17 protein-coding genes are annotated in these 23,466 nt (G+C 63.8%); 3 read left to right on the top strand and 14 right to left on the bottom strand.

Annotated elements, in window-relative coordinates:
- Window positions 1–22 precede the first annotated feature (22 nt).
- The 10 genes from HU719_RS04455 to HU719_RS04410 form a co-directional block, all read right to left on the bottom strand.
- A complete protein-coding gene (locus HU719_RS04455; protein WP_186536616.1) occupies window positions 23–1,153 on the bottom strand; it encodes a lactonase family protein in 1,131 nt (376 codons plus the stop codon).
- On the bottom strand, window positions 1,119–1,406 hold the full coding sequence (locus HU719_RS04450; protein WP_225917102.1) for a DUF5629 family protein: 288 nt from the start codon (window positions 1,404–1,406) through the stop codon (window positions 1,119–1,121). Before HU719_RS04450 ends, HU719_RS04455 begins: the two co-directional genes overlap by 35 nt.
- Before the next feature lie 67 nt (window positions 1,407–1,473).
- Entirely contained in the window at window positions 1,474–3,867 is a 2,394-nt protein-coding gene (locus HU719_RS04445; RefSeq protein WP_186536617.1) for an efflux RND transporter permease subunit, read from the bottom strand.
- Window positions 3,864–4,880, bottom strand: coding sequence for a WD40/YVTN/BNR-like repeat-containing protein (locus HU719_RS04440; protein ID WP_186536618.1), 1,017 nt, complete (start codon window positions 4,878–4,880; stop codon window positions 3,864–3,866). The genes HU719_RS04445 and HU719_RS04440 overlap by 4 nt, the downstream gene beginning before the upstream one ends.
- Window positions 4,881–5,151: 271 nt before the next feature.
- Window positions 5,152–7,809: an aminopeptidase N gene (pepN, locus tag HU719_RS04435; RefSeq protein WP_186536619.1), complete on the bottom strand. Its 2,658-nt coding sequence runs from the start codon at window positions 7,807–7,809 to the stop codon at window positions 5,152–5,154.
- A 12-nt stretch (window positions 7,810–7,821) separates the two neighbouring features.
- Window positions 7,822–8,652: a DUF2797 domain-containing protein gene (locus tag HU719_RS04430; protein WP_186520879.1), complete on the bottom strand. Its 831-nt coding sequence runs from the start codon at window positions 8,650–8,652 to the stop codon at window positions 7,822–7,824.
- Window positions 8,649–8,909 (bottom strand): YeaC family protein, encoded by a 261-nt coding sequence (locus tag HU719_RS04425; RefSeq protein WP_186520880.1) that lies wholly within the window; start codon window positions 8,907–8,909, stop codon window positions 8,649–8,651. Before HU719_RS04425 ends, HU719_RS04430 begins: the two co-directional genes overlap by 4 nt.
- A 13-nt stretch (window positions 8,910–8,922) precedes the next feature.
- A complete protein-coding gene (locus HU719_RS04420) occupies window positions 8,923–9,789 on the bottom strand; it encodes a rhomboid family intramembrane serine protease (RefSeq protein ID WP_186536620.1) in 867 nt (288 codons plus the stop codon).
- The gene (locus tag HU719_RS04415; RefSeq protein WP_186520882.1) at window positions 9,786–10,757 is read right to left on the bottom strand and encodes a metallophosphoesterase; all 972 of its coding nucleotides are present in this window, start codon (window positions 10,755–10,757) and stop codon (window positions 9,786–9,788) included. The genes HU719_RS04420 and HU719_RS04415 overlap by 4 nt, the downstream gene beginning before the upstream one ends.
- A complete protein-coding gene (locus HU719_RS04410; protein WP_186520883.1) occupies window positions 10,757–11,647 on the bottom strand; it encodes an NAD(+) kinase in 891 nt (296 codons plus the stop codon). Before HU719_RS04410 ends, HU719_RS04415 begins: the two co-directional genes overlap by 1 nt.
- 44 nt (window positions 11,648–11,691) lie before the next feature.
- On the opposite strand from HU719_RS04410, the gene HU719_RS04405 reads away from it, so the two are divergent.
- The gene (locus HU719_RS04405) at window positions 11,692–12,669 is read left to right on the top strand and encodes a DUF1853 family protein (RefSeq protein WP_186520884.1); all 978 of its coding nucleotides are present in this window, start codon (window positions 11,692–11,694) and stop codon (window positions 12,667–12,669) included.
- A 209-nt stretch (window positions 12,670–12,878) separates the two neighbouring features.
- Here the strand turns inward: HU719_RS04405 and HU719_RS04400 are convergent, their stop codons facing one another.
- On the bottom strand, window positions 12,879–14,498 hold the full coding sequence (locus HU719_RS04400) for a WG repeat-containing protein (RefSeq protein ID WP_186536621.1): 1,620 nt from the start codon (window positions 14,496–14,498) through the stop codon (window positions 12,879–12,881).
- A gap of 175 nt (window positions 14,499–14,673) precedes the next feature.
- Here HU719_RS04400 and HU719_RS04395 point away from each other — a divergent pair, with 175 nt between their 5' ends.
- Window positions 14,674–15,219: a cytochrome b gene (locus HU719_RS04395; protein ID WP_186536622.1), complete on the top strand. Its 546-nt coding sequence runs from the start codon at window positions 14,674–14,676 to the stop codon at window positions 15,217–15,219.
- Here the strand turns inward: HU719_RS04395 and HU719_RS04390 are convergent.
- The 3 genes from HU719_RS04390 to HU719_RS04380 all read right to left on the bottom strand — a co-directional run bounded on the left by HU719_RS04390 (window position 15,210) and on the right by HU719_RS04380 (window position 22,146).
- The gene (locus HU719_RS04390; protein WP_186536623.1) at window positions 15,210–16,103 is read right to left on the bottom strand and encodes a 1-aminocyclopropane-1-carboxylate deaminase/D-cysteine desulfhydrase; all 894 of its coding nucleotides are present in this window, start codon (window positions 16,101–16,103) and stop codon (window positions 15,210–15,212) included. The two genes, HU719_RS04395 and HU719_RS04390, sit on opposite strands and share 10 nt — an antisense overlap.
- A gap of 16 nt (window positions 16,104–16,119) precedes the next feature.
- On the bottom strand, window positions 16,120–20,037 hold the full coding sequence (locus HU719_RS04385) for a dermonecrotic toxin domain-containing protein (RefSeq protein ID WP_186536624.1): 3,918 nt from the start codon (window positions 20,035–20,037) through the stop codon (window positions 16,120–16,122).
- 72 nt (window positions 20,038–20,109) lie between these two features.
- Window positions 20,110–22,146 carry an NADPH-dependent 2,4-dienoyl-CoA reductase gene (locus tag HU719_RS04380; protein WP_186520889.1) on the bottom strand — a complete coding sequence of 679 codons (2,037 nt, stop codon included), beginning with the start codon at window positions 22,144–22,146 and terminating at the stop codon, window positions 20,110–20,112.
- Window positions 22,147–22,347: 201 nt separating this feature from the next.
- Here HU719_RS04380 and HU719_RS04375 point away from each other — a divergent pair, with 201 nt between their 5' ends.
- Entirely contained in the window at window positions 22,348–23,466 is a 1,119-nt protein-coding gene (locus HU719_RS04375; RefSeq protein ID WP_186536625.1) for a nitrilase-related carbon-nitrogen hydrolase, read from the top strand.

Below are 23,466 nucleotides of genomic sequence, written 5' to 3'. Positions count from 1 at the left end.
ATTTCACCGAAGCAAAGCGCCATCAGTCGAGAAACTTCAAATCCGAAGGCGCTGGCTGATCGAACTTCTGCACCGTATCGCCCAGTTTGCCGCTGCGCGGGTCACGCTGCATGACTACGACCTGGTCGCTTTTCTGGTTGGCCACCAGCAAGAACTTCCCGCCTGGGGCCAGGGCAAATTCGCGGGGGTGGTCACCGTCCACGGAGCGCCGTTGCACCAGGCTCAACTGGCCGTCAGCCTTGTCCACCGCGAACACCACGATCTGGTTGGCCGTACCCCGGTTACTGACGTACAAAAAACGCCCGTCCGCTGACAGATGCAGGCCGCCGGCGGCCTTGGCTGCAGCTTGCGTGTGCTCGGTCAGTGGCAGCCGCTGACGCTCGACAAGGGCACCGTCCTTGACCTCGAACACCACCACTTCGGCAGACATCTCCAAGGTCAGGTAGGCATGCTGCCCCTTGGCATCAAACAGCAGATGGCGCGGCCCACTGCCGGGCGGCAAGCTGACCGAGGCGGGCAACGCGGGGCTCAAGGGGTGCTCGGGGCTGGCGCCGTCGTAGCGGTAAATGAACACCTTGTCAGCGCCCAGATCGCTGGCATACAGGTGGCTGCCATCGGGCGACAGCACCACCGAGTGCACATGGGCACCGGCCTGGCGCTCGGGGTTGACCTTGCTCGGCGCATGGCGCAGCTGTTGCACCGCTGGCTGCAGCTTGCCGTCCTTGTCCACCGGCAGCACCACCAGGCTACCCCCCGGGTCTGGGGCAACGGCGTAGTTGGCCACGAACAGGTAACGCTGATCGCGGCTCAAGCTGGCATGGGTCGGCTCGTCGCCGTCGCTGGGCACCTGGCTGAGGGGGCTTAGCTGGCCCTTGGCGTCGATGGCAAAACTGCTGGCATGGCCCCGGGCGGTTTCATTGACTGCGAACAGCAGGCGCTGGTCGGCAGACAGCACCAGCCACGAGGGGCTGACGGCCTCGACCACCTGCTGCGGCTTGGCACCGATATGGCCGCTGCGCGGGTCGAAGGTATAGCGGTAGATCCCTTGGCTGGCGCCATCGGTGTAGCTGCCCACCAGCAAGGTTGCGGCGTTGGCGCCCAGCGAAAGGCTCATCAGGCTAGCGGTCAACAGGTTCGTCCAGCGGTTCTTCATCGTCGTCTTCATCCGGGGCACGAAAGGCACTCATACAGACTAGACGATGCTCGCCGTCGGCAGAGTCCAGGGTCCAGGTATCACCTGCAACGCTGGCGGCCCCCACCTGCTCGGCGCTGAACACCCAGCGGCGCAGTTGGCGGCCGTCCATGCATTCGATGGTCAGGCCGGCATCGTCGAAGGTGAAATCGAAGGCGTGCAGGCCGTCGATCAGAAGCATGTCGCAGGTTGCGAGGGCGTTGGCGAGGGTCATGGTGGCCTCCAGAACAATAGGCCGGGCATTATACCCAGCGGGGCCGCATTGCGGCCCCGACCTTTGCTCAATGGGCGAAGATCGAACCGCCCTGCTTGCCCGCAAGCTTCTGCGGCTTGATCAGGAACCGTGCCAACGCCGGCAACAACCACAGCGCGCCAAACATGTTCCACAGCAGCATGAAGGTCAGCATCAGGCCCATGTCGGCCTGGAACTTGATCGCCGAGAATATCCAGGTGCACACCCCGATGGCCAGGCACAGCCCGGTGAACAGCACCGCCTTGCCGGTAGAGCGCAGGGTTTCGTAATAGGCCTGCTGCAATGGCAGGCCGGCGCGCAGGAAGCTTTCCAGGCGGCTGTAGATGTAGATGCCGTAGTCCACGCCGATACCCACCCCCAAGGCCACCACCGGCAGCGTCGCCACCTTCACGCCGATGCCCATGTACGCCATCAGCGCGTTGCCCAGCACCGACGTCAGCACCAGCGGCAGCACGATGCACAAGGTTGCGGCAAACGAGCGGAAGGTGATCATGCACATCACCCCGACACACAGGTACACAAGGATCAGGATGGTCAGCTCGGCTGACTTGATGACCTCGTTGGTGGCGGCCTCGATACCGGCGTTGCCTGCGGCCAGCAGGAACTGCAGGCCATCCTTGCTGTGGCTGTCGGCGAAGGCCTTGGCCGCTGCGGTGACCCGTTCAAGGGTTTCGGCCTTGTGGTCGTTGAGGAACACCAGCACCGGTGCCAGCGAGCAATCGGCGTTGTACAGGCCGTCGGCGCGGGCGATGGAGTTGTTGAGCACGTCCGGGTTGCGCGACAGCGTCTCCCACTTCAGGCTGCCCTCGTTCATGCCCTTGATGACCTGCTTGGACACCGTTACCAGCGAGATGGTCGACTGCACCCCTGGGGTGTTGTTCATGGTCCACATCAGCTCATCGATGGGCGCCAGGGTGGAATGCACCGAACACTGCTCGGCAGGCGTCTTGACCATGATCACCAGCACATCGGAACTGGTCGAGTAGTTGTTGATGATGAAGGCGTTGTCCTGGTTGTAACGCGAGTCCGGGCGCAGCTCCGGGGCGCCCTGGTCGAGGTCGCCGATCTTGAGGTTCTGGCTGTACCAGAGCCCGCCGCCGAAGGCCAGCAGCGCCAGCACGATGGAAACCGGCGCCACCTTGGGGCTGGCAAAGTTGGACAGCAAGCGCCAAAACGGGTGCTCGCAGGTCGCGTCCTTCTTGCTGCGGGCGATGGCCTTCTGGCTGATGCCGACATAGCTGATAGCTACCGGCAGCAGGATCAGGTTGGTGAACACGATCACTGCAACGCCAATGGACGCGCCGATGGCCAGCTCGCGAATAACGCCGATATCGATGATCAGCAGGGTGATGAAGCCCACCGCATCGGCCAGGATGGCGATCATGCCGGGCAGGAACAGCTGGCGGAAGGTGCGCCGGGCAGCGGTAAGGGCGTTGTCGGCGTCGCTGGACTGCAAGGCGATGCCGTTGATTTTCTGCACCCCGTGGGAAATACCGATGGCGAAGATCAGAAACGGCACCAGCATCGAATACGGGTCCAGGCCAAAGCCGACCGCGTGCATCAGCCCCAACTGCCAGACCACCGCCACCAGCGTGGTAACCAGCACGGCGATGGTGCTGCGGATGCACCAGGTGAACCAGTACAGCAGTGCCCAGGTGATCAGCAACGCCACGCCAAAGAACATCACCACCATCACCAGGCCGTCGATCAGGTCGCCGACCTTTTTTGCAAAACCGACGATGTGGATCTTCACGTTGGGGTTCTGCGCCTGGAACTTGTCGCGGATCTTTTCTTCGAGCTGGTGAGAGAACTGCTGGTAGTCGAGTTTGACCTGACGCCCTGGGTCCTGCGGGTCGGGGTAGCTTTCCAGCAGCGGGATATCAACGATGCTGGACTTGAAGTTGTTGGCCACCAGGCGCCCCACCTGGCCGGACTTGAGCACGTTGTCACGCAGGGTATCGAGGCTGTCCTGGGAGCCGTCGTAGGTGTTGGGGATCACCTCGCCGCCAGAAAAGCCCTCTTCGGTGACTTCGCTCCAGCGCACGCTGGGGCTCCACAGCGACTTGAGCCCGGCGCGGTCGATGCCGGGAATGTAGAACACCTCGTCATGGATCTGGCGCAGGGTCTCCATGTAGTCCTTGTCGAAGATGTCACCGTTCACCGCTTCCACCGAAATGCGCACGGTGTTGCCCAGGTTGGCCAGGTCGTTGCGGTGCTCCATCATCTGTTCGATGAACGGGTGTTGCAGCGGGATCATCTTCTCGAAGCTGGTAGAGGGGCGAATCTGCGTAGCCTGCCAGAACAGGAAAATGCTCACGAAGATGCAGATGGCGATGACTGCCGGGCGGTTGTTGAAGATCAGCCGTTCGAGCAGGGTAGGCTTGTCCTTGTGCTGCATGTCGAAACTCTCCCGGCTGCTCATGGGCGTGCCTCCTGCAGGCCATCGGCGCTGGCCAGGTGCACACCGCCCTGCCCTACCAGCAGCAGGCCACCATTGGCCAGGCCGCTGACACCGGCCAGAGCGATGCGGTCGGCGCGGTTGCGCACGCTGAAGGTCTGGCCACCATCGTTGCTGCGCAGCACGCTGCCGCCGTTGCCGACCAGCACCAGGCTGGCGTCCTGCAACAGCGTAGCGCTTGCCAGGCCGAATTCGAGCGGGCCACGCTCGGCATTGAGCGCGATGGGCTGCCAGGTGTCGCCAAAGTCAGTCGAGCGCAGCAGGTTGCCGCGCAGCCCGTAGGCCAGCAGGGTGTTGGGCTGGGCGGTGCCGATGACGCCGAACAGCGAGCCCTGGTAAGGGCTTTGCACCGTGCTCCAGGCCTGGCCTGCGTCGCTTGAACGGAACATGCTGCCCTGCTCGCCAACGATGAACAGGCCTGCACCCTTGACCTCGGTGATGGCGTTCAGGTGCAGTTGGTCGGGGTTGTCCAGGCGCTCGGCGACGTCCTGCCAGTGCTGGCCGCCGTCCGTGGTTTCGAGCAATGCGCCATAGGCGCCCACGGCAAAGCCGTGCTGGGCATCGAGAAAACGCACATCGAGCAGCGGGGCTTCACGGGACAGGTCTTCGAACTGCTTGCTCCAGGTGGCGCCGCCATCGCTGCTGGCAAGAATCTGCGCATCGTGGCCAACGGCCCAGCCGCGCTTGTCGTCGAGGAAGAACACTGCAGTGAGCAGTTGCCGGGTGGGCACCCGGGCCTGAGTCCAGGTCTTGCCTTGGTCGTCGGAGAACAGGATGTGGCCGCGGTCGCCGACCACCACCAGGCGCTTGCCGGCGTGGGTGGCTGCGATCAGCAGGCTTTGTGCGGCTTTGGCCGACTCGACCGAGTATTGCTCGGCGGCCACCGCCGCTTGCACGTCGCTGGCACCGATGCCCAGTACCAGCGCCAGCATGGCGCTGGTGGCAAACCGGCCGCGTGGCCTGATTCGCTGTGTCATGACTGCCCCCTGTTATGTTCTTGTCGCGGGTCAATCTATTGCCAGGTGCTGCGAAAACCCTGTTCCAGAGCCCTGGAATAGCTTTTCGTCATGCTAGCGGGATTGTCCGACAGAAAACAACGAGCGGGACGTTATGTTTTGTTAACCGGCAAAAATGGCTGGGGCCGCTTTGCGGCCCGTTCGCGGCACAAGGCCGCTCCTACAGAGGATCGCATTCCGTTGTAGGAGCGGCCTTGTGTCGCGAACGGGCTGCGCAGCAGCCCCATCAAGCTCAAGCCAGGCTCTTGCTCACCACTTCATACACATCGCTGGACAGCTCACCAGAAGCACGAATGCGCTCCAGCTCGCCCTTCATCAACGCCTGACGAGCATCGTCATACTTGCGCCAGCGGGTCAGCGGCGCCAGCTGGCGCGAGGCGATCTGCGGGTTCAGCGCGTTAAGCTCGATCACAAGGTCGGCCAGGAAGCGATAGCCCGAACCGTCGGCGGCATGGAAGTTGACCAGGTTCTGCCCGGCAAACGCACCGACCACCGCCCGCACCTTGTTCGGGTTCTTCAAGGTAAAGGCCGGGTGCTGCATCAGCGCCTTGACCCGCGCCAGCCCGCCCGGCTGGCTGCTGGCCGCCTGCACGCTGAACCACTGGTCCATGACCAGCGGGTTGTCCTTGAAGTGCTCGGCAAAGGCTTGCAGCGCCTTGGCGCGTTCAGCCTCGAACGGCGAGTTGACCAACACCGCCAGCGCGGTAAGGCGCTCGGTCATGTTGTCGCTGTGCTCGAACTGCTCAAGCGCCGCTTCCAGCGCCTGCGGCTTGCCGGTGAGCATCAGGTACGACAGCGCGATGTTCTGCAGGCTGCGCCGGGCAAAGTGTTCGGCTGCGGCCACATAAGGCGTTGCCCGCGACACTTCGCGGTTGGCCTGGTAGCGCGCCCACAGGCCGTCGAACAGGTGTTCGGCGATCTGCTGACGGGCGAAATCGCGCGCCGCATGAATGGCGTCGACGTCGGCTACCTGGCTGATTTCGGTGAGATACGCCTCACCCGGCAGCGACAGCATCTCGGCGACCATGGCCGGGTCGAGCGATGCGTTGCCCAGCACGGCGCCCAGGGCTGCGAGCAGGCGCTGGTCGAGTGCAAGCGCTTCGCCACGCTGGTACTGGCCAATCAGCTCTTGCAGCACCTGCACCGACAACTGCTGCCCCGCTTCCCAGCGGTTGAAGCCGTCGCTGTCGTTCTGCATGAGGAACATCAACTGATCGCGGTCGTAGGGGAAGCTCAGTTTTACCGGCGCGCTGAAGCCACGCAGCAGCGATGGCAGCGGCTTGGCGTCGATGCCTTGGAACACGAACGTCTGCTCGGCTTCGGTCACCGACAGCACGCGGCTGGTGCCCAAGGCTGCGCTTTCGCCGGCCAGTTGCAACGGCAGGTCCTGGCCTGCGCCGTCGAGCAAGCCCAGCGCCACCGGGATGACGAAGGGCAGTTTCTCGGCCTGGCCAGGCGTCGCCGGGCAGCTCTGGCGGAACGTCAGGCTGTAGGTGCGGGCTGCCGGGTCATAGGCCTCGCTGACCGCCAGGCGCGGCGTGCCAGCCTGGCTGTACCAGCGCTTGAACTGGGTCAGGTCAACGCCATTGGCGTCTTCCATGGCCTTGATGAAGTCGTCGGTGGTCACCGCCTGGCCATCGTGGCGCTCGAAGTACAGGTCGCTGCCCTTGCGGAAACCTTCGTGGCCCAGCAGGGTACGGACCATGCCGACCACTTCTGCGCCCTTCTCGTACACTGTGAGGGTGTAGAAGTTGGAAATTTCGATGAAGCTGTCCGGGCGCACCGGGTGCGCCATGGGGCCTGCGTCTTCGGCGAACTGGTGAGTGCGCAGGTAGGCCACATCCTCGATGCGCTTGACCGTGCGCGAGTTCATGTCCGCGCTGAACTCGGCATCGCGGAACACCGTGAAGCCTTCCTTGAGCGACAGCTGGAACCAGTCGCGGCAGGTGACGCGGTTGCCCGACCAGTTGTGGAAGTACTCATGGGCGACCACGCCTTCGACGCGCTGGTGGGCGGCATCGGTGGCGGTTTCGGCGCGGGCCAGCACACAACTGGAGTTGAAGATGTTCAGGCCCTTGTTTTCCATGGCGCCCATGTTGAAGTCGTTGACCGCGACGATCATGAAGATGTCCAGGTCGTACTCACGGCCATAGACTTCCTCGTCCCAGCGCATCGACTTCTTCAGGCTGACCATGGCGTGGTCGCACTTGTCGAGGTTTTCTTCCTCGACGTAGATGCGCAGCACCACGTCGCGGCCAGACTGGCGGGTAAAGCTGCTTTCGACGCACCACAAGTCACCGGCCACCAGCGCGAACAGGTACGCAGGTTTTACGAACGGGTCTTCCCAAGTGGCCCAGTGCCGACCGTCTTCGGCCGGGCCGCTGCCGACCTCGTTGCCGTTGGACAGCAACACCGGGTAGCGATGTTGCTCGGCGATCACCGTGGTGGTGAAGCGGCTCATCACATCCGGGCGGTCGAGGTAATAGGTAATCTTGCGAAAGCCCTCGGCCTCGCACTGGGTGCAGAACATCTTGCCGGACTTGTACAGGCCTTCGAGTGCGGTGTTGCTCTCGGGGTGAATCTTCACGCTGGTGTCGAGGGTAAAGTGCTCGGCGGTGGGTTGCACGGTCAGCGTGCTGTCGTCGAGCGTGTACTCGCCTGCGGCCAGTTCCTTATCGTCCAGGGCCGCGCGCAGCAGTTGCAGTTGCTGGCCGTCGAGCACCAGCGGCGGCAGGCCGGCACCGCGCTCGGGGTTGCGGCGCATGACCAGTTGCGCATGGACCAGGCTATGGTCCTCGAACAGCTCGAAGGTCAGGTGCGTCTCGTCGATCAGGTACTCGGGCGCCTGATAATCCTTCAGGTAGATCACTTGCGGTTGTTCGGTGCGCATGGTGACGATCCTTTACTGGAGCACGGCCAGTTGATAGGCCGTGTACTTGCGAATATTGATCACGCCGGTATCGAAGATCAGGTACTGGCCCTTGATGCCCAGCAGTGTGCCTTCCACTACCGGGTTTTTGTCGAGGTTGAAGCTGACGATCTTTTGCGGGTAGGCCTGCACCGGGTAGTCGATCTGCACAACCTCGGCATCGGCCAGCGGCTGGATAGCCTGCAGGCCAAAGCGACCTTGCAATTCACGCAGGCCATCGGCGCAAGCGTCGAAAATCTGCTCACGCACGGCTACCAGGTCGAGCACTTCGGCACTGCCCTTGAGCAGCGTGCGCCAGTTGGTGCGGTCTGGCACCTGGCTGCGCAGCAGGTCTTCGACCAGGCCCGATTGCTGACGGGTAGCCACGCGCATGATCGGCAGCGCCTGGCTGGCGCCCTGGTCAAGCCAGCGGGTCGGCAACTGAGTGGCGCGGGTGATGCCCACCTTGATACCCGAAGAATTGGCCAGGTACACCACATGGTCGGTCATGCAGAACTGCTCGCCCCACGACGGCTCGCGGCAGGTGCCGGCGTCATAGTGGCAGCGTTCCGGGGCCATGATGCAGATATCGCACTGCGCCAGCTTGGTCATGCACGGGTAGCAGTAACCCTGGCTGAAGCTGGTCTTGGTGCGCTTGCCGCAGTGGCTGCAATGGATGGCGCCGAGGTATTCCAGGCGCAGCGACTGGCCAATCAGCGGGTTGACCGGCACCTGCGTGTCATCCAGGCGAAAGCTGTACTGGGCAACCTGGCCATCAAGGCGCACCGACATCTTGCTCAACGAGCCACGAGCGAGTTCGATCAATGTACCGAGTCCGACTTGAACAGGATGTTGGCAATCGGCGCGGACTTCGAGGCGCATTCCTGCGGGCCCATGTAGCCGGTGCGCTGGTCTTCGGGAAGGTTCTGCATTTCCCAGGCGATCACGGCCTGCAGCGACAGCTCTTTCTGCTCGGCGGTGAGCTTGCGGCCATCGGACCATTTGCCGATTTCTACGGCCGTTTTCAGGCTTTGGTAGATTTCCGGGGTGATGTTTTCGATCATTTGGGCGAACGTGGACATGAATCCTCCTCAGTCAGGCGGACAGTTTACGCTTGCCGATCATTCCACCCAAGAGCCCGGTGACGCATCCGATGAGCAGGCCGCCCACATGGGCGGCATTGGCGATTTCGCCGAAGCCGAGCTTGCCGACCACCCCGCTCAGGCACACCAGCAGCCAGATCAGCATCATTGCCAATACGCCACGGGGCAGCTTGAACAGCGGATTGGGCGCCAGCCACTGGTACAGCCAGACATGCCCGAGCAAACCATAGAGCACACCTGACAGGCCACCGAACAAACCAGGCCCGCTGCTCAAGTGCTGGGCCAGGTTGGACACCAGGCTGAACAGCAGCGTCAGCCCAAGCAGCACCCACGGGCCTTGGCGCAGTTCGATGCGCCGCCCAAGTTCCCAGTACCACATGCCGTTCATGGCCAGGTGCAGCACGCCAAAATGCAGCAGCATCGGCGACACCAGGCGCCACCACTGGCCCTCGGCCAGGCTCTGGGCGAAGCCGGTGAAGTACAGGTACTCGCCCTGCACCTGAAACGGCAGGAAGCTGAACCAGGCGATGGTGGCGAGGTTATCGCCAAGGCTGGTGATGCCGGCCACCAGCAGGCTCAGCAACAGCACCGCAGCCGTTACCTTGCAGGCCCGGGCCTGGTCCTTGAGCGATGGCCGTGCGGTTTCGGGCAGAGGTTCGGCGAGCTGGATCTGCTCGTTGCCCTCGGGGTAGCGGCGGTACAGTTCAAGCACGTCTTCGGCCATTGCCGGTGGCGCCCACAGCACCTGTTCCTCGCCCTCCTCCACCACCCGGTGCGGCACTTGCAAGCGGCGCAGCAGCGCAACAAAACCGCCAAGGTCGACGGTCACCGGCAAGCGCATCACTTCGATCACGTTCATTGGCTGTCCTGGGGGCGTTCGACGTCGACCCAAACGAACTTGTGCGGGTCGATCGCGGTTTCATCATCCAGCCGGTAGGCGACCAGCTTGCCGTACAGCACGGCGCTGTAGTCGAGGCAGGCCAGGTTGCCGCGGATCGGCGCGGGCCGGCCACTGCGCCAGTAGTGGCCGACGAACAGCAAGGGCTCGTCAGGGCCATAGCGCAGCAGCGCGTTCTTCTGGCTGTGGCTGAGCGGCGCGCGGGCCACGTCGTCGGGCAGTGCATCGGGCTGGAACACCACATCGCCGTAGGTCTGCGGGTCTTCTTCCCAGAACTTGGTGCGGAAGAACGCGCGGGTCAGGCCGTCGCCGCCGGTCAGCGTCAGGCCGTCTGGCAGGCGCATGTCGGTGCCACGCAACAGGCGGTTGCAGACGTTGCCGGCAAAGCTTCCGGGCACCGCCGAAGCCTGGATGAAGTGCTCATCGACACAGCCGTTGGGGAACTGCTTGCGCAGCGGCTCGATCAGTTGCCGGTCCCAGCAGGCGTGCACCAGACGGAACCGCCCGGCATCGACGAACAGCGGCATTTCGTAGAACCAGCGCAAAAAGTCGTGCCAGTCGCCCGGGTGGTGGGCGAACTGGGTAAGGGTTTCGTCGATCAGCCGGGCATGGCGCGGAGTGTGCTCGCGCACGAAGGTCTGGCCGCTGCCTGGCAGCGCCGGGGTCACCCAGCCGAGCGCGTTGTACTCGTGGTTGCCCATGATGCAGAAGGCCTGGCCAGCCTCGACCATGTCATGGACGATGTGCAAAGCCTCGCGAATGCGCGGGCCGCGGTCGACGATGTCGCCCAGAAACAACGCCTGACGCCGTGGGTGGCGCCAGACACCGGCGACCCGCTTGTAACCGAGGGCATCGAGCAGGCGCTCCAAGGTGTGCGCGCAGCCGTGCACATCGCCGATGATGTCGAAACTTCGGGCCGGATCGAGCATCAGTCGTCCCTGCCTCCCAGGCGGCTGCCCCAGCCGAGCTTGGTGCGGCAGACTTCGTAGTAGTTGTGCCCCAGCGGGTGGATCAGGCGCAGCTTCTGCGGTTTCTTGCTGACCGTGATGGTGTCACCGGGGGCGCAGGTGAAGTGGTTCTGGCCGTCGCACGAAACCTGGGGGTAGATCTGCAGGTCGTTGGCCACGACGATTTTCAGCTCGCTGTTGCCGTCGACCACGATGGGCCGGCCCGACAAGGTATGCGGGTACATCGGCACGATGACGATGGCGTCGAGCTTGGGGTGCATGATCGGGCCACCGGCCGAAAGCGCGTAGGCGGTGGAGCCGGTCGGGGTGGCGACGATCAGGCCGTCGGCCTTCTGGCTGCAGACGAACTGGCCATCGATATAGATCTCGAACTCGATCATCCGCGTCGATTTGCCAGGGTGCAGCACCACATCGTTGAGGGCATCGCCTTGGCCAATGGCCTCGTGATGGCGGCGCACCTCGGCCTGCAGCAGGAAGCGGTTCTCGACCAGGTAATGGCCGTCGAGCACCTCGGCGACTTTTTCTTCCAGCTCGTCGGGGCGAATGTCGGTCAGAAAACCGAGGTTGCCGCGGTTGATACCCAGCACCGGGATGTTGTGCCGGGCCAAGGCGCGGGCGGCGCCCAGCAGGCTGCCGTCGCCACCGACCACGATTACCAGGTCGCACACTTCACCGAGCAGTTTGCGGGTGGAGGTTTGCAAGCCGTGGCCGGGCAGCACTTCGGCGATGGTGTCCTCGAGGATCACGTGCAGATGGCGCTCGAGGAGGAATTTTTTCAGTCGGCGGATGGTGTCGAGCACCTGGGAGCTGCCAAGGCGTCCGATGATACCGATATTGCGAAATTGCTCCATGGTGCTCCTGCAAGGCTCTGCGGCGGGGTGACGATAGCGCGATTATGGGCGAAACCACCGGCCAGCGGCAAACCGGCTATGCTCGCGGGATGATGCCCTTCGCCGACCTTGCGCCCTTGCTCCCCCGCCTGCGCCACCCCGCCGTACGCGATCTGGCCTGGGTGATGCTGTCTGCGCCGCTGCTCGGCGCAGCCCCCTGCCCGCAGCGCCACCCGCTTGCCGCCAGCGCCTGGGCCGACGATCCGGCGCGCCTGGCCGACTGGCTGCTGGCCCTGGACCATGACCCAGCGCCACTGCTCAACTGGCTGGTGCGCCTGAGCAGCCGCCGCCTCGGGCTGTATTACGAACGGTTATGGCAGTTTGCGTTACAGCAAGCGCCAGGGGTCGAGTTGCTGGCCGCCAACCTTGCTATCCGCAATGGTGGGCATACCTTGGGCGAGCTGGATATCGTGCTGCGTGACCGTGAGGGCGACCATCATCTGGAGCTTGCGATAAAGCTCTACCTCGGGCCGCCCCGTTGCCCCGGCAGCGATCCGGACAATTGGTTGGGGCCAGGCTGCCATGATCGGCTGGGGCACAAGCTTGCCCACCTGCTTGGCCATCAGTTGCCGATGTCGGACGCAGCGCAAGGCCGCGAGGTACTGGCTAGCGTGGGGGTGACGCAGGTGCAGGCCCACCTGTGGCTGGGTGGCTACCTGTTTTATCCGCAAGGTTGCGCCGAGGCGCCGCTCGGCAGCCATCCCCAACACCTGCGCGGGGGCTGGCTGCACCAGCGGCAATGGGCAGCGGACGCAAGCCAGCATTGGCAGCCACAACCGCGTCAGGCCTGGCTGGCGCCAGCGCGGGTGACAGTCGATCAATTGTGGAGCCCGGCGCGCCTGGAGGCTTGGCGTAAAGGGCTGGAGGCGCATGCGCCCGCGCAGCTGCTGACACGCATGCAGGAACGCGAAGACGGCGACTGGGAAGAGGTAGAGCGGGTGTTTCTGGTGGCAGACAGCTGGCCGTATCTGCCGGAGCGGTAAGCTTTTATGCAAAGGCACAAGCCACGCGATCCCGTGTAGGAGCGGCCTTGTGCCGCGAAGGGGGCGAAGCGCCCCCACCGATATCAGCTTGAAGCACAAATCCAGGGGGCGCTTCGCCCCCCTTCGCGGCACAAGGCCGCTCCTACACGGATTGCGTGAGGCCCGAGCAGGCTTGCACAAAAGCGGGCTGCAAAGCAGCCCCGCTCAATTCAGGATGCTGCAGCGACCGGCTCTGGCGCCGGGCAATGGGCCTGGGCATCCTTGGGCCAGAGTACCTGGCCCTTGCCGTCGACCACTTGCTCGGCACCACACGGCAAGGTGTTGGTGTCGAACACTACGCTGCCGTCCAGGCGATACAAGGCCCGCAGCGTGCGCACAGCGTCATCGCCATTGCCTTCGACGCGGTAGCCGAAGATCGCGCCGCGCGCGGTGTCCACCTGCACGTCCTGCCATTTGGCCGGCACCAGCAGCTTGCCATCGAGGTTGTACAGCGCGCGCGGGGCGTCCGAGGTGCTGCCTTCGCTGGCCAGCAGGTGCTCGCCGTCTGGCAGCAAGGTCAGGCCGATGAACTGCTCGGGCTTGATCAGCACCTTGCCCTGCTCGTCCATCAGGCCAACGGTGGCCGTCTCGGTCGGCATGCCCATCATGCTGACAGTCTTGCGCGGCGACTTCAGCTCGGTGAAGGCAAAGCGCTTGGCGGTGAGCACGCCGACCTGCTGATAGGTCGGGGCCAGCACGACTTTGCCTTGGTCCAGGTCAACCACGCCGTAGGTGGCCAGGAAGGCGTTCTGCAGCTTGCCGATGTGGTTGAAGCCGTCGCGGTGGCCGCTCATGCCCATCAGGCCCAGGCCTGCATCACCGACAGAATCGTACTCAGGTTCGATCAGCCACTTGCCGCTGCGGTCGATCATGCCGGCCTTGCCACGGTCCTGCTCGGTACGTGGCAACTGCACCATGCCACCGGCCTTGCCGAAGCTTTCGCAGCTCTGGTACTGCGCGGCGATAACCACCTTGCCCTGATAGTCGAGGTAGCCACAAGGTTGGTCGTAACCGTCACGGAACGCCACCAGGCCTCCGCCTGGGGTACCCAGCCAGTCCTTGCCAAGGGCAATGACCACATCGCCTGCGGCATTGGCCAGGCCCTTGCCGGCGGTGCCTTCGCGGGACACCACCAGTTGGCCGTCGGCAGCACTGACAATGGTGTCGAAGTCGAGCTTGCGCAGCACCTTGGTCTGCAGGTTGTAGCCCCAGCTCTGGCCATCGCGCTCAGCCAGCACCCAGTTGCCGCGCTTGGCAAAGTCGTCGCGCACATACATCGAGTCGAATACCGGCTCGCTGATCTTCTCGCCAGTGGGCGTCAGGAAGCCGCGCAACTCGCCGACCTCGGCAACGATGAACTGGTCATTGCCGCCCACAAAGACGTTGTCGTAGATGGCTGGCTGGACTTCCTTGCCCTGCTCGTCCATCACCCCGACCTTGCCGTCACGAACAAAGCCGAACAGGCCTGGGGTCAGGGTGAACACCTCATCCGTGAGGTCGGCGCGCAGCACCTGCTTGCCATCGCCACTGGCCAGGTTCCAGTAATCGCCACGGGCAAAGATGAAGGCATTGGTGAACGGCTGGGTGTAGATCTGCGCGTAATCGTTGTCGGGGCCGACACGCAGGGCGCCGGTCTGGTCGAGCACCGCGCACTGTTCGTTGACGCACAGCGGGATGGTCATCTGGGCGATGGCAGGGGTCTTGACCGCCGAGGTCTGGCCGCAGCCAGCCAGGACAGCCGTCAAGGCAGAGAACAGCGCCACACGCGGCGCGCTAGAAAGCAGTTTCATTGACACAGAATCCTTGTGCGATTGAAGATCGATAGAGGCTTTGCGCCACCACCTGATCAGCTGTGTCGGCAAATGTGAATTGATCTTAAGCGCACTGTTTCGCTACAGAGCGATTAAAGTGCAAGCAGAGGTGCCGGATAGAGCGCCCTTCCCTACCTGATGAAGAGGATCCGCCATGGTTTCATCCACCCCCGCAACCCGCTACGCGCGCCCCTCGATCGTGCTGCACTGGTTGATGCTGGTACTGCTGGCGGCCGTCTACGCCTGCATCGAGCTGCGTGGCCAGTTCCCCAAGGGCAGCGCCGAGCGCGACCTGATGAAAGACCTGCACTTCATGCTCGGGCTGAGTGTGTTCGTGCTGGTGTGGCTACGCCTGGCGATGCGCCTGCTGCGCCCGGCGCCGCCGATCGTGCCCAAGGCGCCGGCCTGGCAGACTGGCCTTGCGCACCTTGTGCACCTGTTGCTGTACCTGATGATGATCGGCCTGCCGCTGGCGGGCTGGGCGATCCTCAGCGCCGCCGACAAGCCGGTGCCGTTCTATGGGCTGGAGCTGCCGCACATCGTCGGCGCGGACGCAGACCTGGCCAAGTTCATCAAGGGCTGGCACGAACGCATCGGCACCTGGGGCTATTGGCTGATCGGCGTGCATGCACTGGCCGGGCTCTATCACCACTATGTACGCCGCGACAACACGCTGCTGCGCATGCTGCCCTACAAGTAACCGCGCCGCCCTTGCAGGCCGCCTGTATGCACGAACACCAGGCGGCTGCCACGGGCAAAACGCCCCGCCTGAACCTGATCGCGCAGGGCCAGCAACGCCTTGCCGGTATACAACGCCTCCAGCGGCACGGCGCACTGGCGTTCGGTCTGTTCGATGAACGCCAGCAACTCACTGTCAATGCGGGCAAAGCCACCACGGGCAGCGTCATGCAAGTGGTAGCCGTGGGCGCCAACCAGCGCCGTGACGTTTTGCTCGACGCCGTGGTCAGCCGGCACCGCAACGGCACCATGCACAGGGTGCTCACCGGCCTCGGCAAGCACCAGCCCGGCCAGTGTGGTGCCAGTACCGGCAGCCAACCACCAGGCGTGGTAATCCTCCCAGCCCAGCGCCGCAAGTTGCGCCCGGCACTGCTCGATGATCGCCGCACAGCCGCGGGCGCCTTCGAGACCGCCACCCCCCTCGGCGATGCAGTACCAACCCGGGTAACGCGCCTGCCAGGGCGCCCAGAAATCCACCGCGTGGCGCGCCCGATACCCGGCAAAGCCAAGCCAGTGCAGTTGCATGCCCATGGCCTTGAGATCGCGTACGGTGGGGGTGTCCTGTTCATGGCCGCGCAACAGCCCGGCGGTGGCGAAGCCAAAGCGCTTGCCGGCGGCGGCCAGGGCATGCAGGTGGTTGGAATGATTGCCGCCCAGGCTGATCAAGCCGGCCGCGCCCTGCTGCCGGGCAGCCAGCAGGTGATGCTGCAACTTGAACCATTTGTTGCCGCTTAACAGCGGGTCGATCAGGTCCAGGCGCAACACTGCGCATGCCACCCCGGCTGTTTCCAGCCAGGGCAGTTGCAAGGGTTGCAGGGGAGCTTTAGGAAGGTTGTCGAAAATCATCCGCTACCGTAGCAACCTAACGCCGCGTCGTCATCCAGCTCGACGTACTACCGCCCTCGAAATAATTAGCCAGCAGTGTCACTTCCTCTTGAACCTGCGCCACCCATTCGCGGATCTGCGGTTCGGGTATTACCGAGGAGCGTCGCAGCTCATGGACATATGGCCCTGCATAGCGCATGGCATCGGCACGCGGGTTGGCCTTGGAGTAGACGTCAGTGAACAGGCGCGGCCCGGTCACCCGCGAAATATCGCGCATATAGGGCCAGAAACCCTCGTCGTCCTTTTTCGGCCGCTGCGCCGCCCAGCGCGTGGTCTTGAACCGCGTCACCATTTCCCGCTCTACCGCATCGAGCAGCGCGTTGCCCTTGAGGCTTGCGAAGTGGCTGTTGTTGTAGCCGGTAAAGTTCAACGCAATGCTTTCCACCACAGCGCCCACCGCCAACTGCCCGGGGCTCAGGGTCAGGCTGGGCAGAGGTTTGCTTAGTTGGTCATCGACATCCATGTAGATGCCGCCCAGCTCCCTGACCAAGCGGTAGCGTATCGAATCACAGGCCGCAGCGTAGTTACGGGTTTTCTTCTTCAGGTAATGGGTGAAAGCTTCACCGGCAGCATCGGCGATGAACGTCTTGAAGAATGGCTCGCCGCTGAGGGCGGTGAACGTCACGTCAGGAAACATCTTGCGAAGGGTCAGCAATTGCAACGATTCGGGCAGCAAGCCGGCGTCCTTGTAAAAATGCAGCTCCAAGCGGTAGCCACTTTGCTTGGCCAATTTCGCATTATGGGCAAGGGTGAGCTCGTGATGCTCGATCAATGATGCGTGGGAACCGATCCACACCTGATGCAGCTGCTTGGGTAACGCCTCGGCACTGTCTGGGCGACGCGGGGCTGGAAGCGGCGGATAGAACGGCAAGCCAAACTGTTCACGATACTGCTGTCGCCGCTGCGGGCCGGCCGGCTCCGTAGGGATCGGCTGCTCGACGTGATACCCAAGCGCCGGGTCGTAGCGCAGGTACACATCGCGCTCGGGAGCGAACCAACTGCATGTCCATAGCTCGAACTCGACGCGTCGCCGCTGCGCGCCTTCGAATACGAAGAACTCCTCGCCGCCCCGCCCACGCTTTATGGTGACTCCGTCCATGCCCAGGGTCTGGCCCGCACCGGCGCGGGCCGGCTCGTCGGCACCGCCCAGCAGGCGCAACCGTGGCGCCACCCGCCATTGCTCAGTATCAGGCTCACGAACCACACGCAGGCCGAGCATCTCTACGGTCGCTGGTGCGGCAACTGGCTCACCGTCATCAAGGTAGCGGGCAATGCTGCCATCCAGCAGGTCGATCACTTCACGCAGCGGATAGCGCTGGCCGTCTGCCAGTTCGACATATAGCCGCTGCTCGGCTACATACAAGCCTGCGCGCTCGCCAGTGGTGAAGCGGAACATTTCGCCAGACGGCTCAGCAGCTTTTGCTACGGGTGTGATGTTCAAGCGCCCGGCGTCAAGCTGCACGTGCATTGGCGCGCTGGCCTTGCCCACCGCCCGCAGCCTGGGCGCGCGAGCGTTGGCCAGGCCACTGAGGCTGCTGAGCATTTCCAACAGGTGTTCGCCGGCGGCGTGCCGCTGCCCTGCCGAATAGCTGGCATAGCCGTTGAACAGGTGAATCGCGACTTCGGTGAGGTCGAGCATGGTCATGACCCGCCCGGGCACCAGAAGGCTTAACACACGAAATGCCAGCAATGCGTAATCAAGCCCCTGTTCGAGCAGCAGCTCGGTATCGGACACCGCCGAGGCATCGCCTTCGGCCAGCAGAAACCTCACACGCTGGTCGAACATCGCCTTGCCCAAGGGTTCAGGTACTCGCAAAGTGGCCAGCAAACTGCCGCCCCGCCCCTTCGCCAGCGACCTCAGCCCGGCGCCTGCAGCATCGAGCTGGTGCTTGCCAAAGCGCGCCAGCCAATACCTCGGAGAATCGCTCAACGTACCGGGTGGCCCGTCGACACCTGCCAATTGTGCAGTCATGGCAGACCGCAAGGCCCCGGCAGAGGCAAACCGCTCGAATGCCCGGCCACTGGGATGGCCCGGCGTGTAAAAGATCAGCGACGCGTCATCATCGAGGGTGAACAACAGCAGATCGCGCAACGTATTGCCGCTGAGTACCAGCGCTTCGACATGCCCGGCGGGGCTGCCGCTTGCCTGCGCCTGCGCCGTTTCAAGCACGCTCAACACGTGATCGCAATCATCCTGTTGCAGCTCGCCCTTGGCCACTGCCAGCAGCGCATCGATACGCAACCGAGTAATGAATACCTCCTGCGCGGCTTGCCGGCCCTCGTCATGCAGCGCTGCGGCCTCTTCATCCTCAGGGCGACGCAGGCGCGCGCGCAGCGCCTGTTCATAGCTTTCCTGCAGATTGAGCTGTTCGGCCAGCGTGGCCAAGGCTTTCAGCCCTGGCGAACGCGCGTCGTCCTCGGCCAGCTCGACCGTCCAATTGGCATCGCTGGCCTTGTCCAGGCGCATGGCGATGTACTCGAGCAACGAGCAGGTATGGGTCGTGACTTGTGGTTCCGGGTCTACCGCGACCGCGCCCGGTGCAAGCTCCGACTCGACAACGTCCGGCCGGTAACTGGCGATGCTGATCGTGAGGTCGACAGTAGCAGGGTCCACATCCCAGTCTTGCGTCCTGAGGCTGGCCTGGATCTGCTCGCGCGCGAACGAGTCGAAGGCCGGTAATTCGGCAAAATAGCGGCCTGCAACAATCTGTTGGTTATGCAGCAGTTCTAACCACTGGTCCTGCTGAACCTGCTGCTGCGCGTCAAGGCCTACCTTGTCTTGCCACAGCGCCTGCCGGGCTGCCTGGTGTTGCTGGGCAAAAGCATGCAACTGGCGCACGGCCTTGCACAGCGAGGCATCCAGGCCGATGGGGTTGCTCCAGAAGGACTCGGCGCCGGCCAGGGCATTTTCGCGCCAAGCGTCGAGCTGTTGCTGCACCTGCGCCTCGAACGGGTTGCCCTCGATCGGCGTGGCGCGGACCTCATACCCGTACTCCGGCCGCTGCTCTTCTTCCAGCAGTGCTGCCTGGGCAACGGGGCCAAGGCGGCGCAGCCACGTTGGCGCATAGCCACCGGTCAAGTCTGCACGCACGGCGTACAGCACCTCTTCGAGCGAATCGTAGCGGCGCACGAATCCCAGATAACCGGGGCAGTAGAGCACGCACTCGCCCGTAGTGTCTTTGCGTTCAGTCACGTAGCCAAGCGCTGGGGAGTAGCCGCCAGGCGCGGTACTCAGCACCAGCAGGCCTGGCAAGCCGACGACCGCACCGGAGCCCGCCAGGTAGACATCCAGGCGGTAGACACCTCGGGCAAGCAACCGGTTCGACCAGCTCGGGTGGGCGACGATATCAGCGATGAGGGCTGTCGCGGCCGGGGTCAGCGCCCCAACCTGCTGAAGCAGGCCCGCATGGTCAGCCAGGCTGGCGCGCATCTGCAGTTCCTGCCCAAGCCGCCTGTTTGGCAGCGATAGCTGCTCGGGGACCTCCCAGAAGGTCGTCTGGTCGACCTCGAACTGCGCCGCAACCGTCTGCGGGGTAATGCCGGCCAGTGCGTCACGGATATCCGTCAACGGGACAGCTGTGTATTGATCGGCAGCGTCGAGCGAGGTGCTGGACGCAGATAACACACTGCGCTGCGCGTCGAGCAACTCGTTTGAGCCAGGCTCACCGCGCATGTTTTGCATGAGCAGCGTGTCGAGCGGGTGGCTGGCGAGCAGCTCCTGGGTTCCCTCTTGCTCGGCATACTCAAGCACATACCACGGGCCTTCTGGCAAGTCGGGGCAGGCTTGTGCGAACAGGGTACGGGCAGCCCCGGCCAGCGTGGGCAGGCCGGTCAGGTCCAGCATGCCCTCGGGCAGGCTTGCCGTAAACGGCGGGGTTGGAGTGGATTCTTGCATGGCGGACGTCCTCCAGGGAAAACCGGAAGATGCCCACTCAGGTTCACAGACAGGCGCTATTGGAGCACTACCTTACAACTGCGCAGCCAGCCTCGAGCCTTGGTCGATGGCGCGTTTGGCATCCAGTTCCGCCGCCACATCAGCGCCGCCGATCAGGTGTACGGACTGACCGGCGTCCAGTAACCCCTGTTGCAGGTCGCGCAGTGGGTCCTGGCCTGCACAGATGACGATATTGTCCACGGCCAGCAGTTGCGGCTCGCCGTCAGCGATGCGCACATGCAGGCCGGCATCGTCCACGCTCAGGTACTCGACGCTGTTGAGCATCTGCACCTGCTTGTTTTTCAGGCCCGTGCGGTGGATCCAGCCGGTGGTCTTGCCCAGGCCGTCGCCCACCTTGGTTTTCTTGCGCTGCAACAGGTACACCTGGCGCGCCGGAGCATGCGGTTCGGGCTTGATGCCGGCAACGCCGCCACGGGCCTCAAGCTGCGTGTCGATCCCCCACTCTTTCCAGAACGCCTCGCGGTCCTGGCTGGTGGCAACGCCTTGGTGCACCAGGAACTCCGATACATCGAAACCGATCCCGCCAGCGCCAATCACCGCCACCCGCAGCCCGACCGGCTTGCGCTCGAGCAGCACGTCCAGGTAGCTGAGCACCTTGGGGTTGTCGATGCCGGGAATAGCCGGGGTACGCGGGGCGATACCGGTGGCCAGGATGATCTCGTCGTACTTGCCGGCCACCAGCGCCTGGGCATCAACGCGAGTGTTCAGGCGCACATCCACGCCCGTGCTGCGCAGCTTGTTGGCGAAATAGCGCAGGGTTTCGAAGAATTCTTCCTTGCCCGGTACCCGCTTGGCCACGTTGAACTGGCCACCGATCTGTGCGGCACCATCGAACAGCGTTACCTGGTGGCCGCGCTCAGCCGCCACCGTGGCGGCAGCCAGGCCGGCAGGGCCTGCGCCGACCACGGCAATACGCTTGACGATGCGCACCGGCAGGTAATTGAGCTCGGTTTCGTGGCAGGCACGCGGGTTGACCAGGCAACTGGTGAGTTTGCCACCGAAGGTATGGTCGAGGCAGGCCTGGTTGCAGCCGATGCAGGTGTTGATCTCGTCACCTCGGCCTTGGGCGGCCTTGTTGACGAACTCAGGGTCGGCGAGGAACGGCCGGGCCATCGACACCATATCGGCGTCACCCTCGACCAGCACCGCCTCGGCCACCTCCGGGGTATTGATGCGGTTGGTGGTAATCAACGGGATACTGACCGCCCCGCGCAGTTTGGCGGTGACCTTGGTGAACGCGGCGCGCGGGACCTTGGTCGCGATGGTCGGAATACGCGCCTCGTGCCAGCCGATACCGGTGTTGATCAGCGTGGCGCCGGCGCGCTCGATCGCCTTGGCCAGCATCACGATCTCGTCCCAGGTGCTGCCGCCTTCGACCAGGTCGAGCATCGACAGGCGGAAAATGATGATGAAGTTTGGTCCCACCGCTTCACGCACCCGGCGCACGATCTCCACCGCCAGGCGCATGCGGTTCTGGTAGCTGCCACCCCAGCGGTCAGTGCGCTGGTTGGTATGGGCGACCAGGAACTGATTGATGAAGTAGCCTTCCGAGCCCATCACCTCGACGCCATCGTAGCCGGCACGCTGGGCCAGGCTTGCGCAGGTGACGAAATCGCGGATCTGCTTCTCGATGCCCTCTTCGTCCAGTTCACGGGGCTTGAACGGGTTGATCGGTGCCTGGATGGCGCTGGGCGCGACTTGCTTGGGGCTGTAGGCGTAGCGCCCGGCGTGCAGAATCTGCAGGCAGATCTTGCCGCCTGCAGCATGCACCGCCTCAGTCACGGTGCGGTGCTGCTCAGCTTCGGCCTCGGTGCTGAGCTTGGCCGCACCGGAATACACCCCGCCCTCCTCGTTCGGCGCAATGCCACCGGTTACCATCAGCCCGACGCCGCCGCGGGCGCGCTCGGCAAAATACACGGCCATGCGCTCGAACCCGCCTGGGCGTTCCTCGAGGCCTGTGTGCATCGAGCCCATCAGGGTGCGGTTGCGCAAGGTAGTGAAGCCCAGGTCCAGCGGGGCCAGGAGATGCGGGTAAGGGTTGCTAGCCATGCAGGCGCTCCACATGTGGCGTGATCACGGATGAATGCAGGCACCTGCACCGCTACGGCGGGGGCCTGTCGCTTATAGGTACTGGACATTAAACAAGCGTTTGAACCTGCTCAATGATCGAAACTGACAACTTATTGATCCGGCTGCACAGCAGGCTTACCCTAGACCACATTCATCCTTCCCACATTGATTGCCCCTTCCATGCGAAAACTGCTTGCCGGCGCCGTGGCGCTGGTCATTCTTGCCGGCCTCTGCGGTTACGGCTTCTGGACCTTGCAACGGCCGCAGGGCCACTATCTTTCCGACCTGCGCATAGAAGTCGCGCTGAACCAAGGCACACCGGGCGAGCAAGGCAACCTGCTGGGTATCGAGCCGCTGTTGTATCCAGGCGACTACCAGAACCTCAACCGCCTGCACCGCAAGCTGTCGGCCTACCTCGAACAGGCCAAGGCCCAGGGCCTGGTCAACCCGCGCACAGTGGTGGTGCTGCCTGAGCATGTCGGCACCTGGCTGTGGGCCCGTGGCGAGAAGAAAGAGCTGTACCAGGTCACCCAGCGCCGCGAGGCCTGGCAGTGGCTTGAGCTGAGCAACCCGGTGCGCTACGGCCTGGCAATGCTTGCCGCCACCGGCGATGACCGGCGCAGCGACGCCCACCTGCGCATGAAGGCTGCGCAAATGGCGGCGGACTATCAACAGGTGTTCGGGGGCCTGGCGCGCGAGTTTGACGTAACCCTGGTGGCCGGCTCGATTATCTTGCCCGCCCCGCATGTCGACAATGGCGTGCTCCTGCCCGGCAACGGCCCGCTGTTTAATACAAGCCTGGTGTTCAATGGCCAAGGGTTGATCATTGGCCAGCCGCAGTTCCAGCAATACCCCGACAGCGAGTTCCGCCGCTACGTGCAGGGTGGTCAGCAACATAAATTGCAGGTGCTGCAGACCCCCGCCGGGCGCTTGGGCGTGCTGGTGGGCAGCGACAGCTGGTACCCGGCCAATGTCGAGCAACTGGCCGAGCAATCGGTGCAACTGATCGCCAACCCGGTGTTCCTCAGCGGCAAACAGGCATGGCACACCCCATGGCGCGGCAACCGCCACCAGCCTGTGGCCGATGGCCTGCCATTGCAACGCGGCGAAGCCAGCGAGCAGGACGCCTGGCACCACCTTACCCGCAGCGCAGGTGGCGGCCTGAGCAGCATGAGCGTGTTCATGCGCGGCCAGTTCTGGGAACAGGCCGGTGATGGCCAAGGCTTTGCCCATCAGGGCGATGCACTGTGGGCCGGCAGCGCCAGCAATGGCGCGCGCCTGCTCAACCTGTGGTTGTAA

The sequence above is a fragment of the Pseudomonas farsensis genome (assembly GCF_014268805.2).
Classification (GTDB): domain Bacteria; phylum Pseudomonadota; class Gammaproteobacteria; order Pseudomonadales; family Pseudomonadaceae; genus Aquipseudomonas; species Aquipseudomonas farsensis.
The sequence above is the reverse complement of the archived record's forward strand: the minus strand, read 5'-3'. Positions and strand labels throughout refer to the sequence as shown.